This window comes from Alkalicoccobacillus porphyridii (assembly GCF_007293315.1).
Taxonomy (GTDB): Bacteria; Bacillota; Bacilli; order Bacillales; family Bacillaceae_D; genus Alkalicoccobacillus; species Alkalicoccobacillus porphyridii.
In genome coordinates, this window is record NZ_VLXZ01000004.1 from 1 (window position 1) to 13,237 (window position 13,237).

Here is a 13,237-nt window from a genome sequence, read left to right on the forward strand (position 1 = left end):
AACTTCTTCGGTATTATGAAGCAAGAGATGTATTATGGGAAGGCTCTGTTGTCTTACGAAGAATTGAAACAGAAAATTGAGGCATACATAGCGTATTATAATAACGACCGAATTAAACTAAAACTGGGTGGACTAAGTCCGGTACAATACCGAACTCAAACCAACCAAACAACTGCATAACAAAAACTCTAACTTTTAGGGGTCACTACCTTATCGCGCATTTCTCATCCGCGAGGGCTGGATGGTGGTGGATTGGCTGTGCTTACCGACTTACGCACGCTTGTTTAGATCGTCTTCCGATGTATTTATCTCTCATTCCCGATATCCTTGTGAAAATAGGAACAAGGTTCACTTTTCACGTTATTAAAAGTTTAAGGTAAAACGCATTTTTCAGTGGCATCCTTTTCATCCCCCCGAGGTGTCAGCCCGCCATTTTTGTCCGCTGGTAAAAGGCAGGATTCAAGTATGTATGAGATAACTCACGTAGAGTCTATTACACAAAGCTACTGCTATATAAGTACTCGGAGGGAATGTAGGTTGTCTGAGTGTGAAGCAAGCAATAACAGCCCTCATTTCCTTAGATAGGAATGTTGGTCATTTGTCTGATTGGGAACGTAGGTTTCCCCTGTAGTGGTGCACATGAGCTTTGTTCTAGATGACTTTTTCTCTCACAATCACCTCCTGTGTTATTAAAGATGCTCATTCCTTGATTTTTCTTAAATCAAGTGATATGATTCACACAACTTCAATGATAATAATGAAGACCAACTTAATACTTTTTTTGCTTCGGGGCCGGGTGAAAATCCCGACCGGCGGTGATGAGACGTATTGTCTCTTAGTCCGTGACCCGTTTTTCTTTGAAAAACGGTGGATCTGGTGAAACTCCAGGGCCGACAGTGACAGTCTGGATGGGAGAAGGAAAAAAGCTACAGGCAGAAAACTGCCGCTAAACATGCGGGAGAGGACTGTCTATTCGATTAGCGCATTTTCAACGATACTTGTTTGAAATGTTATTTGTGCTACGATTGTATGCTTATTTAACGACGCCTTGAAGCAATAGCTTCAAGGCTTTTCTTTATGGAAATGGCGGTGTTTGTAATGGATCAGGAGTATATGAAACTGGCATTAACGCTGGCCGAATCGGCAAAAGGGCAAACCGCACCCAATCCAATGGTGGGTGCGGTGATTGTGAAAGATGGCCGTATCGTTGGAACTGGGGCGCATTTAAAGGCTGGGCAGGCTCATGCAGAAGTGCATGCTTTAAAAATGGCCGGTGATGAAGCAAACGGTGCAACGATGTATGTGACGCTTGAACCTTGCAGTCATTTTGGCCGGACGCCACCATGTGCTAAGCAAGTAATAACTTCCGGAGTGAAACGAGTAGTCATCGCGGTAGTGGATCAAAACCCAAAGGTTGCAGGTAAAGGTGTAGCTATGCTCCGTGAGGCTGGAATTGAAGTAGAAGTGGGTATGTGTGAGCAAGAGGCTAAAGAGTTAAATCGAGCTTTTTTTCATTTTATTAAATCTCACCAGCCTTATGTCACACTTAAGGCGGCGTTAACCTTAGATGGAAAAACGGCCACTGTAAAGGGAGAGAGTCAGTGGATTACTGGTCCAGAAGCAAGATTAGATGGACACATAATGAGACATGAACATGATGCCATTCTTGTAGGGATTGGCACAGTGCTTGCTGATAACCCATCACTAACAGCTCGATTGCAAAATGGGGAAGGACGTCATCCAACTCGAGTCATTCTGGACTCCCATCTACGTATTCCCTTAAATGCAACCATTGTTAATGATCAAAAGGCTGATACTATCATTTTTACAACTAACACAGCTCCAGAAAAACATGAGCTTTTGTTAGCAAAACCGCGCGTTCATATCATTAGTTTAGAGCAGCTAACAATTAGCAACGTGTTACAAGAGTTAGGAAAGCTTGAGATCGTGACGCTCCTTGTAGAAGGTGGGGCAAGGGTACATGGTAGCTTTGTGAAGGAGCACGCGGTTCATGAGCTTGTTCAGTACATCGCACCTAAGCTAATAGGAGGAACACACGCAACTCCTGTAATAGGGGGCGAAGGAATTGCTCGCCTTGATCAAGCTTTAAACCTTAGCATTGTATCTGTGAACAAAGTAGGAGAAGATCTTCGAATACTCTCTAAAGTAAGGAGCGAATAATATGTTTACTGGAATTATTGAGGAGGTTGGCACCATCCAACAGATCACGTCGTCCGGTGAGGCGGTTGTGATGACCATAAGAGCTTCAAAAGTATTAACTGATGTACAGGAAGGGGATAGTATTGCGGTGAACGGTGTTTGCCTCACGGTTACTTCCTATACCGAGAACTCTTTTGAAGTTGATATGATGCCAGAAACCGTTAGAGCGACTAGTTTACAGAATCTTAGCACCAATTCAAAGGTTAATCTAGAGCGGGCTATGCATGCACAAGGACGTTTTGGTGGGCATTTTGTCTCTGGACATGTGGACGGGGTAGGAACCATATCTCATAAGAGCCAAGACCATAACGCGATTTACTACACAATTGAAGTAGCAAGCGATTTAAGAAGATACATGATTAATAAAGGCTCTGTTGCAGTAGATGGCACAAGCTTAACGATTTTTGGGGTAAGCGAATCATCCTTTACAATCTCAATAATTCCTCATACAGTGGATCACACGATTATCGGGGATAAGAAGGTAGGGGACATCGTGAATATCGAATGTGATTTAGTGGGTAAATACATTGAGCAATTTATCCAATCTCCTCCTAAAAAAGAAGGCATCACATCAGAGTTTCTTACAAAGCAAGGATATGATACGTAGTAACCGGAGAGGACATGAGAATATGGAAGAAACACTGTTTGATTTAATTGAAGATGCCATTACAGATTTAAAGCAGGGAAAAGTTGTCATCGTTTGTGATGATGAAGACCGTGAAAATGAGGGGGATTTTGTCGCCCTTGCTGACCAAGCAACGCCTGAGGTTATTAACTTTATGGCTGTTCATGGGCGCGGTTTAATCTGTGCACCGATCAATATGGAGATTGCAACTCGACTTGAACTAAGTCCGATGGTTCAAAACAATACAGATCCACATGAAACGGCCTTTACCGTTTCGATTGATCATGCGAATTCTACAACTGGTATCTCTGCGCATGAGCGTTCTGAAACCATAAAAGCTTTGGTCGATCCTAAGACAAAGGCTGCTGATTTTAAGCGACCTGGTCATATTTTCCCGTTAATAGCGAAAGATGGAGGAGTTCTTCGCCGAGTGGGTCATACTGAGGCTGCTGTTGATTTAGCAATGTTATCTGGAGCGCAGCCAGCGGGTGTTATTTGTGAAATTATGAATGAGGATGGGACAATGGCTCGTGTTCCTGAACTACGAAAGCTAGCGGATGCGCATCAGCTAAAAATGATTACTATAAAGGATCTCGTTCGCTATCGACACAGAAAGGACACGCTTATTAAGCGAGAGATTGAAACAGTTTTACCATCTGATTTTGGGGAATTTACAATCGTTGGTTTCTCGGATGTGCTGGAGGGCAAGGAAAGTGTAGCGATGGTTAAAGGCGATGTGACCACTGATGAGCCGGTGTTGGTCCGCGTTCATTCAGAGTGTTTAACGGGTGATGTCTTTGGCTCTCATCGTTGTGATTGTGGCCCTCAGCTCCATGCCGCATTAAAACAAATTGAGGCAGAAGGTCGCGGAATATTATTATATCTTCGTCAAGAAGGTCGCGGTATTGGATTACTGAACAAGCTGCGTGCGTATAAGCTTCAGGATGAGGGACTTGACACGGTTGAAGCCAATGAAAAGCTAGGTTTTCCAGCTGACCTAAGAGAATATGGAATAGGTGCTCAAATTTTGCGTGAGCTAGGTGTACGTCAAATGAAGCTACTGACAAACAATCCACGAAAAATTACCGGTTTATCAGGGTATGACCTAGAGGTTGTGGAACGAGTTCCTATTCAACTAGCTCATCATAAGGAAAATGAACAGTATTTAAAAACAAAATCAGATAAGTTAGGTCACATTTTAAAATTTTAGGGTTTATTGGAGGAGAAAATGATGGGAAATGTATTTGAAGGAAACATGAATGGAGAAGGATTAAAGATAGGAATTGTTGTGGCTCGTTTTAATGAGTTTATTACAAGTAAACTACTTGGTGGAGCAGAGGATGTATTTAGAAGACATGGAGTAGCGCAAGCAGATGTAGATGTTGCCTGGGTACCAGGAGCATTTGAAATTCCGTTTGCTGCTAAGAAAATGGCAGATACGGGACAATATGATGCCATTCTTACATTAGGCACCGTGATTAGAGGCTCGACTCCGCATTTTGATTATGTGTGTAACGAAGCTGCGAAGGGCGTTGGTTCCCTGTCGATAACTACGGGAATCCCCGTCATCTTTGGCGTATTAACAACAAATACAATTGAGCAAGCGATTGAGCGAGCTGGTACAAAAGCTGGAAATAAAGGCGCTGAAACGGCGATCGCGGCCATTGAGATGGCTAATTTAAGTAAACAATTTGAGTCTAAATAAGTATTCTTTTGTCACTTCATCCGAACACTGACGTTTAATTTTGGTCAATGTTCGGATTTTTTGTATGGTGTACCGCCTACATCATCCTACTTTTTTTCTTTGTTATTTTGTCTACGCTTTAATTGATTGGCGCGCTCATCGATCACGGGTTGGCGATCGCGTAAGGTATGCTTATGGATAAGCTGGGTGTTACTTAGTACACTTGGACTGCACCAAGTTACACGGAGTTGTTGACTTTTGTTTAGACAGAGCTCAAGTAACGCTGAATCCTTGATCGGAAGGTTCAGGTCAACAAATTCAGATTCACTACTTAGTCTTTTATATCTTTCATCTAGTAAAAGTATTAGTTCCTCTGAGTGAAGCCCTAGCTTTTGAATGGGAGCTGGATGAGCTGAAATCAAACGCCTTGCATTTGTTAGCATACGCTCAGCCCCTTTTATATTTCCCCTCCGCTCGTGATATAAAGCGACGGCGATTTGGATTAAAGCCACCCAATGAGAGTTAGCGGAGCCTCTTGACGTTGTTTTCCAATGCTCCTCTAAGATCTCATGACATTCAAAATAATCTCGTTCAGCATGGAAGTAGATTAAATAATCAATATAAGCTGCTGGATAAGTCATAAGAAAAACTCCTTGCCACGTTTAGTAGATTCACTATAACATAAACGAATTGTACCGATAAATGAAATACATGGTTGAGTAACGCTTTCAGTGCATGTTAAGAGATTCCTAAGTATGGTATACTCCAATTGTAAGTAAGCAAAAGGCCGTGATAATTTGAATCCATATAGCGTAAAAGTAGAATCATTTGAAGGACCCCTTGATCTACTCTTGCATCTAATTAACCAAGAAGAAGTTGATATATACGATATTCCAGTTGCTCGAATTACAGAACAATATTTGCATTACGTACACACGATGCAAATCCTTGAGCTAGATCTTGCCAGTGAATATTTGGTGATGGCTGCGACATTGTTAGCCATCAAAAGCAAGATGCTGCTACCAAAAGAAACGCCTGAGCTTTTTGATGATGAATGGAGTATGGAAGAGGAAGATCCTCGCGATGAGTTAATGTACCAGCTTATTGAGTATCGCAAATACAAAGAAGCCTCCTTAGAATTACAGAAAAAAGAACAGGATCGAAGTTTAATACATACTAAACCACCTGAGGATCTTGATCCTTATATAAGTGACGAGGAAAAAAGGAACTTAGCGATACAAGGTGTTTCCTTATTTGATATGTTGTCTGCTTATCAAAAATTAATGAATCGCAAAGCCTTTACAAGTAAAAAGACACGAACAATTAAAAGCCAGGAGTATTCGATTGAAGAGAAGATGAATGAGGTCATGGAACGGTTACTCATAACGGACGGACCTCAACCATTTGAAGCATTTTTTGAGTCAGGAGAGAAGAGCCAGCTCGTGGTCACATTCTTGGCTGTATTAGAATTGATGAAAACAAATGTCATTCGCTGTGAGCAAAGCAGCCATTTCTCTGATATTATGATTTATCAGTCAGATGGAGGAGTACAAGCATGAAACTAGAAGAGCTACATGCAGCCATTGAAGGACTGCTTTTTGTAACAGGAGACGAGGGCTTATCCCACAAACAGCTTGCCGAGGTATTAGAGCTAGAAGAGCATGATATTAAAGAGGCTGTGCATTTCTTAAAGCAAAACTTTCAAACACAAAAACGAGGTTTACAGGTGATTGAGACGGCCGGCATCTTAAAGCTCGCAACATTGCCTGAGCATACAGATTATTTTAAGAAACTGGCTGCTTCCCCGATCCATTCTGGGCTATCTCGAGCAGCCCTTGAAACATTAGCTATTATTGCATATAAGCAGCCGATAACACGCTTAGATATTGATGAGGTAAGAGGTGTTAAATCGGAGAAATCATTACAATCACTTATTTCAAAACTGTTAGTGACAGATGTTGGACGAGTGGCTGGAACTGGAAGAGCCATTCTTTATGGCACTACATCCTATTTCTTAGATCATTTTGGGTTAAAAAGTCTAGATGAACTCCCACCGTTGCCTGATCATGGTGACCACGGTGAGTTAGAAGATGAAGCAGATCTTTTCTTTGAAAAAATGAACGAGACCCCATGGAATTCAGATTAGAGAGGCATGTTGAGTAAGTTTAAGCGTGCCGAATGTTTCAAACTGAAGGAATAGCCAGGGCCTAACGATTATGTGCTTAATCGTTAGGCTCTTTTTCGTAGAGTTTACATAACATCCTCTCTTTTTTATGCACGTACTAGGCAAATGCACATAGTATAAAGCATTCTGATGAATCGGGGGAGTAAAGGATGAGTGCATATGCGCAATCAATTATCACGTGGGCACGGAATTTAGAACAGATGTGGCAACAAGAACGCGTTCAATTAAAAAGAAATCAAGTGAACACGGATGATTTTGAACGGGCTTTGTTTCAATTACAAGATGGTCTTCACTATCGTCAGCGAGATGAAACGGGACTTGCTTATGCTGCGGAAGAGGCATACCGACAGTGGCAATTATTACAATCGTTTAGTAGTCAGAACGGGGAAGTAGATCTTGCGCCCGTACCAATTGGTGGCCACACGCTCCCCCCTCTCCCATACAGTCTTGACGCATTAGAGCCATATATTGACCGGGAAACAATGCGAATTCATCATGATATTTTACATCAAAATTATGTGAATGATTTGAATAAAGCAGAGCTTGCTCTCCAGCAGGCAAGAAACAATAATAATTTTGATTTAGTGAAAAATTGGGAACGTGAGTTAGCTTTTAATGGGGCAGGACATTACTTGCATACCCTATTTTGGAACGTAATGAGCCCTGAAGGTGGAGGGCAGCCAATGGGTGAATTGGCTGTAGAAATTCAACAGGATTTTGGCAGCTTTGAACAATTTAAAGCGCATTTTTCAGCTGCGGCCGAGAAGGTGGAAGGGGGCGGATGGGCGATATTAGTTTGGTCCCCTCGTGCGCATCGTTTAGAAATATTGCAAGCGGAGAAGCATCAAAACCTTTCACAGCAAGATCAGGTACCACTGCTTGTGCTAGATGTATGGGAGCATGCCTATTACTTGCCTTACAAAAACGAGAGGAAAGTATATATCGAAAATTGGTGGAACGTTGTTAATTGGCCAGAGGTTTCAAAACGTTACGCCGAAGCCAAAAAATTAAGATGGCAACCATACTAAAGATAGATTACGTAAGGAGATCGGGACATAGGTAAACAATCTCATAATGCCCCAAACGATTAGATAGATTTACTATATACTCGTTTAGGGCTTCTATAACGGCGAGGTAGGCTCCCCTTCAATACACTGTGCTGGATTAGCTGCGATCTGGCTAAATAACTCAGTAGTGTCTGCGCCTCTCTTAAGAGGCTTTTTCTTTTAAATGCTTGATTCTGTTATGCTTATAAGAGAGGTAGCTGTGAAGTAGCATGCCTACCATAATGATGAGAACACCTATTATTGCAATCCCAGTTGGGGGAGCAATGGAGAGTAGGAGCATTTCTCCAAGTATCACAAACACCACCTGCATGGATTGTGTGGCTTCAACAGAGGCAAGCTGTGCTTGATGCGTTCGAACCTGATTTGTCGCATAAAAAAGTAGGGTGGTAGCAATGACTCCTGAGCAGATCCCAACGATGCCTGATTGAACAATTTGTGAGGGAGCGGGTACACCGACTTGCCAGAGAGCGACGCCACTTAAAACGATCCAAAAAGGTAAGCTAGCTAATGTCATACCTAACACACGTTGAAGTGTGTCGATACGCCCTTCGCAGAGCTCCATCATTTTTCGGTTGCCTAGTGGAAAAGCGAAAGCAGCAATAACCACTGGAGAAACACCTAAAAGCATCTCAGATGTTGAAAGTGAACTTGCATTAGGTAGCTGAATCATCACAACTCCTGCTAAAATGAAAAAAGAAACAGCCAATGTAGAGAATGGAAGACCAAAGCGGGCTTTAACGTTTGGTTTGAACAAAGGAGTAAGTAGGGCACCGCATACAATAGTAAGCTGCCATGTGCCAGCTACTAACCATCCTGGTCCAAAGGATGCTGCAAAGGTTATCGGTCCATAAAAAAGGACAAAACCTACAAAGCTCCAGAGTAACCATTGTAGTGGATATTTCCTCATTTCTAACCAAAGTCCTTTAAGATTACGTCTTAAAAGGACAAGAAGTAAAAGGAAAGGGATCATCCAGAAATATCGTAAAGAAGCAGACCACATCCAGCTGCCACCGGCCAATTCCATTGAGCGATTTAAGACAAAGGTTACAGCAAAAAACGCCGATGCAAGAATTCCAATTCCTATTTCTCTCATGACTAGCCCTCATTTCTGGTTATTATAATATACTTTAAGTAATGTATAATATACCATATTATAAAATAGAAAAGGAGTGCTTCACAAAAATGAGTTCATTTTTAAGTGAAAAACAATTAGCTGCTCAATTTGGCCGTATGTTAAGAAAGGTACGTTCTGAAAAGGAGCTAAGCCTTCAAGAGCTATCTGAGCAAGCAGATGTAAGTAAGCTGACTCTAGGTAACATTGAAAGAGGAGAGGCAAATCCTTCATTAACGGTAATCTGGAAAATAGCGAATGCATTAAATATTCCAATCTCCACACTATTGCAAGAATCTCAGAATGTCGTTGTTTCTAAAAGTCATTCGGGAAGTAGAGTATATAGCCCGGGTGAAGTATGTGTTTTAGAGCCAATGTTTGCCGATCGGGTGTATGGACCGCTAGAGGTGCACAGGGCTTTTTTAAAAGCAAGGAGTACCTATTCTCCGGGTAAGCATCAAAAAGGAGTCGTCGAGATTGTTACTGTCATGAAGGGGGAGGTAACCATTTCAGTCGATAATCAGCAAACGCTTCTTCAGACGTATGATTCTATGAAGTTTGAAGCTGATGTTGCCCATGCCTATACAAATGAGACCGATGACGAAGCGGTTCTGCACTTTGTTATGACGTATACATAATGAAAGGCGCCTTCTCAAGTAAAAAGAGGGCGCCTTGATGAATCCTTATAAGATAGGGGAGAGTAAACGTGAAATAGATTCCTTAAAGCGAATCATTTTGGATCTCTGTTCGTAAATCTCCCAAGTGAATAGTTTAGAAACTTTAAGATCCTCCTGAAATTTAACGAGAAGCTTCTCCGCTGTTTCTTTTTCGTAAATAAACGCATTTACTTCAAAATTCAACTTAAAGCTACGCATATCAATATTGGCTGTACCCACAGAGCTTACTTTGCGATCAACCATTAAGACCTTAGAGTGAATAAATCCATTTTCATACGTATACACCTTCGCTCCAACCTTTAATAGTTCTCCCACGTGCGAGGTAGTCGCCCAATAGATAAACATATGATCTGGTTTATTAGGAATAATGATCTGGACATCAATGCCACTTAGGCAGGCAACCTTTAGAGCATCTAGTAGGGTTGGGTCTGGAATAAAGTAGGGTGTCTGAATGTAGATAGACTCCTCAGCCATCATGATCATCTTTAAATAGCCGTATTTAATTTGCTCCCATTCTGAATCAGGACCACTCGATACAATTTGCATAGCGGTTGTTCCGGTTGTTTGAATCTCCGGAAAGTATCGATCTTCATATGCGATGTGATAATTTTTGGCTGCTTGATTCCAATCAAGAATAAATCTTGTTTGAATCGAATGTACGGCGGGCCCAATGATGCGCAAATGAGTATCTCTCCAATAACCGAATTTCTTGCTTTTCCCTAGATATTCATCACCAACATTAAATCCACCAACATAGCCTAGATGTCCATCAATATTCACAAGCTTGCGGTGGTTTCGATAATTTAATCGCAAATTAATAGGCGAGAATTTAGAAGGAAAAAACACTCCGATTTCTCCACCGGCTTTCTCAAGCTCAGCCAGATGCTTATTCTTCAAGCGACGAGAACCAAGATCATCATACAAAAATCGAACTTTCACGCCTTCTTTAGCCTTCTCCGTCAAGGCACGGATGATTTCTTTACCAATGTCATCATACCGGTAAATATAATATTGCATATGAATGAAAGATTTTGCTTGTTGAATATCAGACAAAAGCTGATCAAATTTTTCTTTTCCGTCTGTTAATAGTTCAATCTGATTTTGTTTGGTTAGTACCGCATCGTTGTTGATTAAAAGCATATAAATTAGATCTCTGCTTTCATCCACCATGGGTTCATTGAATGTAAATTCAGGATCACTAATCTGTTCTTTTTGTTCCTCAATCAGGCTTTCTATTCCTATCTTTTGGATACCTTCCCATTCAAACATTTTTCTTCTTGTCAGGGTTTGCCCAATCAATAAATAAATAATAAATCCAAAGAAAGGGATGAAATACAGAACTAATAACCATGCCCAGGTTGCCGTGGCATCCTTTCGTTCGATAAAAATGAGAACAATCGCTAAAAGCAAATTTACAATAAATAAAATGATTGCGAGAGCTGTTAAGATATCAAATTCAATTGTCAACATAGTGTGTACCTGCCATCGTTAGTATTTGCGTGACTAGAACCGGCCTGACCTGATGATCGAGTAGATAATCCAAATAAACATTAGAGTAGCTATAACAAAACCAACTTCAATAGCCGGAAGCTGAAGTAAGATCGTCGGCTCGCTTGTAAGGGAAGCCCCTACAATAATGCCGACCATGATAATACTGAAGGACATTAACACGATGGCAAATGAAACCTTATTGCTAACTTTGTCAATTTTGTTGATCAGTCGATCTACTTCAGGTACTGAGATCTCGACTTTCACTTTTCCGTGTTGAACAGTTTTGGAAAGGGATCTAAGCTCACGTGGAAGATCTCTTAATAATTCTACTGAATCAACAATTTCATCTTTTAGAAGAGAGCTGAGTCTTCGTGGGTCGTAGCGTTCCTTAATAAGTGTGCGACCAAATGGTTCGATCAAATCCATAATTCTTAAATTAGGATCAAGCGTTGATACTATCCGCTCAACGGATAATAACGATTTGCCTAAAATGGTTAAATCAGAAGGAACCTTACAATGATGTTTATTAGCAACGGCGAATAGATCCTGCACAGCTTCTCCTAAACTAATATCACTTATAGGCATATCATAATACCTTAATCTTAAGGCATCTAAATCATCTCGAAGTAATTGCTGATTTACATGATCCTGTACAATATTTGTATTTTTAAGTGCTTTTAATACTTTATCGGTGTGACGGCTTTTTAGACCAATTACCAGTAGTGCCATGTTTTGTCGCATTTCTGGAGTTAAGCGACCAACCATTCCAAAATCTATAAGAGCGATCGTATGATCTTTTTTCACAAAAATGTTTCCGGGATGCGGATCGCCATGGAAAAAACCATGAACAAATATTTGTTGAAAAAGGCTTTTTGCAAAGGTTTCAGCTACTTTACTAAGATCGTACCCGTCTTCCTCACGAATGGAGGTAATTTTGATGCCTTCTACATAAGCTATGGTCATCATTCGTTTGGTTGAAAAAGAAGGGTAAATAGTAGGGATTTCCACATCCTCTTCATCTTCAGTCTGTTTATAAATTCGTTCTGTGTTTTGTGCTTCCTCTTTATAATTCATTTCCAACTTTAACGCTTCAGCAAATTCATGGAATACTTCAAGCAAATTAAAGCGTTTGGCCCAAACTAAGCGTTCCTCAGCTAATCCAATTAAATCCTCCATAATAGCTAAATCCGTGAGCACTTGCTGTTCAATATTCGGTCTTCTAACCTTTACAACTACCTTTTCTCCTGAAGGCAGAATCGCTTTATGTACTTGACCAATGGAAGCTGCAGCAATCGGCTCTTCATCAAAGTGCTGAAAAATAGAATCCAGAGAATTACCTAAATCCTCTTCAATAATTGCTTTTACATCTTTGAAGGGGAAGGGCGGGACGTGGTCCTGGAGCTTGGATAGTTCCTTAATTAGATAATCAGGAAAAATATCAGATCGTGTGCTGGCCACTTGCCCCATTTTAATGAAGGTAGGACCTAACTCTTCAAGCAAAAGCCGTAATCGCTCAGCTGTTGACCTGTAATAATTAGGATCCTTTTTTCTTTTAGGAGTGCGGACAAAGTCTAATAGTCCAAGATCTCGTACTAGATGACCGAAACCATAATGAAATAAAGCGGTGAGAATATCTTGATATCGCTGAATATAGCGGATCCGTTTTTTAATCATAACACGTTCTCCTCCAACTGCCCGATTATTCAGACGTAACACAAATCGGCGGTTCCTAATGATAAGAGCCGCCTCTTTACTATTTGTTAAACATCATTTTTATTTACTCAGATTCCTTTTGCTCCAACATACGAACTCTTTGTTCAAGTGCAGCAATCTCATCCTTTGTGGCAATGTTCATAGAATCAAGCACCTGTTTCACCCGTTCCTGAACGATGCTATCTATCTGCTTTTGAGTTTGGTTTCCCTTTTCTACAAGCTCATCAACTAGATTAGAGGATTCAGAACGCTTCACTTCGCCTTTTTTGACCAAGTCATCAACGGCCTTTTCAATTTGTTCTTTACTGGTTACAGCAGCGCCTAAACCAAGTGAATACACATTATTTAATAAACTCCGTACCATACAGTGATTCCTCCTCGTTATATCTTATATTTTTGACGAGTGTGTATCTCTTTTCCTTATTCTACCGCAATCTAAACCAAATGAAAAACATTTGCTTAAA

The 13,237-nt window shown here is 40.8% G+C and carries 14 protein-coding genes and 1 riboswitch; of the genes, 9 read left to right on the forward strand and 5 right to left on the reverse strand.

All coding sequences use genetic code 11. The annotated features are described in order from the left end of the window. From FN960_RS07405 to ribH, 5 genes are all read left to right on the forward strand, one after another. On the forward strand, nucleotides 1–180 hold a 180-nt coding region (locus tag FN960_RS07405), incomplete at its 5' end, for an IS3 family transposase (RefSeq protein ID WP_143848073.1). A 598-nt stretch (nucleotides 181–778) separates the two neighbouring features. Continuing rightward, nucleotides 779–924, forward strand: a riboswitch (FMN riboswitch). A 174-nt stretch (nucleotides 925–1,098) separates the two neighbouring features. Beyond that, the gene (gene ribD / locus FN960_RS07410; protein WP_260681956.1) at nucleotides 1,099–2,181 is read left to right on the forward strand and encodes a bifunctional diaminohydroxyphosphoribosylaminopyrimidine deaminase/5-amino-6-(5-phosphoribosylamino)uracil reductase RibD; all 1,083 of its coding nucleotides are present in this window, start codon (nucleotides 1,099–1,101) and stop codon (nucleotides 2,179–2,181) included. 1 nt (nucleotide 2,182) lies between these two features. After that, nucleotides 2,183–2,827 (forward strand): riboflavin synthase, encoded by a 645-nt coding sequence (gene ribE / locus FN960_RS07415; RefSeq protein ID WP_143848074.1) that lies wholly within the window; start codon nucleotides 2,183–2,185, stop codon nucleotides 2,825–2,827. Nucleotides 2,828–2,861: 34 nt separating this feature from the next. Beyond that, a complete protein-coding gene (locus FN960_RS07420; protein WP_143848395.1) occupies nucleotides 2,862–4,055 on the forward strand; it encodes a bifunctional 3,4-dihydroxy-2-butanone-4-phosphate synthase/GTP cyclohydrolase II in 1,194 nt (397 codons plus the stop codon). A 21-nt stretch (nucleotides 4,056–4,076) separates the two neighbouring features. Further along, nucleotides 4,077–4,550, forward strand: coding sequence for a 6,7-dimethyl-8-ribityllumazine synthase (ribH, locus tag FN960_RS07425; protein WP_143848396.1), 474 nt, complete (start codon nucleotides 4,077–4,079; stop codon nucleotides 4,548–4,550). 86 nt (nucleotides 4,551–4,636) lie between these two features. Here the strand turns inward: ribH and FN960_RS07430 are convergent, their stop codons facing one another. Next, the gene (locus tag FN960_RS07430; protein WP_143848075.1) at nucleotides 4,637–5,170 is read right to left on the reverse strand and encodes a DUF309 domain-containing protein; all 534 of its coding nucleotides are present in this window, start codon (nucleotides 5,168–5,170) and stop codon (nucleotides 4,637–4,639) included. Nucleotides 5,171–5,326: 156 nt separating this feature from the next. Here FN960_RS07430 and FN960_RS07435 point away from each other — a divergent pair, with 156 nt between their 5' ends. The 3 genes from FN960_RS07435 to FN960_RS07445 all read left to right on the forward strand — a co-directional run bounded on the left by FN960_RS07435 (nucleotide 5,327) and on the right by FN960_RS07445 (nucleotide 7,742). Further along, nucleotides 5,327–6,088, forward strand: a complete 762-nt coding sequence (locus FN960_RS07435) for a segregation/condensation protein A (RefSeq protein ID WP_143848076.1) — start codon at nucleotides 5,327–5,329, stop codon at nucleotides 6,086–6,088. Beyond that, the gene (gene scpB, locus FN960_RS07440) at nucleotides 6,085–6,675 is read left to right on the forward strand and encodes an SMC-Scp complex subunit ScpB (protein WP_143848077.1); all 591 of its coding nucleotides are present in this window, start codon (nucleotides 6,085–6,087) and stop codon (nucleotides 6,673–6,675) included. The genes FN960_RS07435 and scpB overlap by 4 nt, the downstream gene beginning before the upstream one ends. Nucleotides 6,676–6,863: 188 nt before the next feature. Beyond that, entirely contained in the window at nucleotides 6,864–7,742 is an 879-nt protein-coding gene (locus tag FN960_RS07445; RefSeq protein ID WP_143848078.1) for a superoxide dismutase, read from the forward strand. A gap of 181 nt (nucleotides 7,743–7,923) precedes the next feature. Here FN960_RS07445 and FN960_RS07450 read toward each other — a convergent pair whose 3' ends face one another. Beyond that, on the reverse strand, nucleotides 7,924–8,874 hold the full coding sequence (locus FN960_RS07450) for a DMT family transporter (protein ID WP_143848079.1): 951 nt from the start codon (nucleotides 8,872–8,874) through the stop codon (nucleotides 7,924–7,926). 89 nt (nucleotides 8,875–8,963) lie between these two features. Here FN960_RS07450 and FN960_RS07455 point away from each other — a divergent pair, with 89 nt between their 5' ends. Continuing rightward, on the forward strand, nucleotides 8,964–9,530 hold the full coding sequence (locus tag FN960_RS07455; RefSeq protein WP_143848080.1) for a helix-turn-helix domain-containing protein: 567 nt from the start codon (nucleotides 8,964–8,966) through the stop codon (nucleotides 9,528–9,530). A 45-nt stretch (nucleotides 9,531–9,575) separates the two neighbouring features. On the opposite strand, the gene cls is transcribed toward FN960_RS07455, so the two are convergent. From cls to FN960_RS07470, 3 genes are all read right to left on the reverse strand, one after another. Continuing rightward, complete coding sequence (gene cls / locus FN960_RS07460; protein WP_143848081.1) at nucleotides 9,576–11,039, reverse strand: cardiolipin synthase; 1,464 nt, start codon at nucleotides 11,037–11,039, stop codon at nucleotides 9,576–9,578. 33 nt (nucleotides 11,040–11,072) lie between these two features. Further along, nucleotides 11,073–12,734 carry an ABC1 kinase family protein gene (locus FN960_RS07465; protein WP_143848082.1) on the reverse strand — a complete coding sequence of 554 codons (1,662 nt, stop codon included), beginning with the start codon at nucleotides 12,732–12,734 and terminating at the stop codon, nucleotides 11,073–11,075. 103 nt (nucleotides 12,735–12,837) lie between these two features. Next, complete coding sequence (locus FN960_RS07470; RefSeq protein WP_143848083.1) at nucleotides 12,838–13,137, reverse strand: phasin family protein; 300 nt, start codon at nucleotides 13,135–13,137, stop codon at nucleotides 12,838–12,840. Between the last annotated feature and the right edge of the window lie 100 nt (nucleotides 13,138–13,237).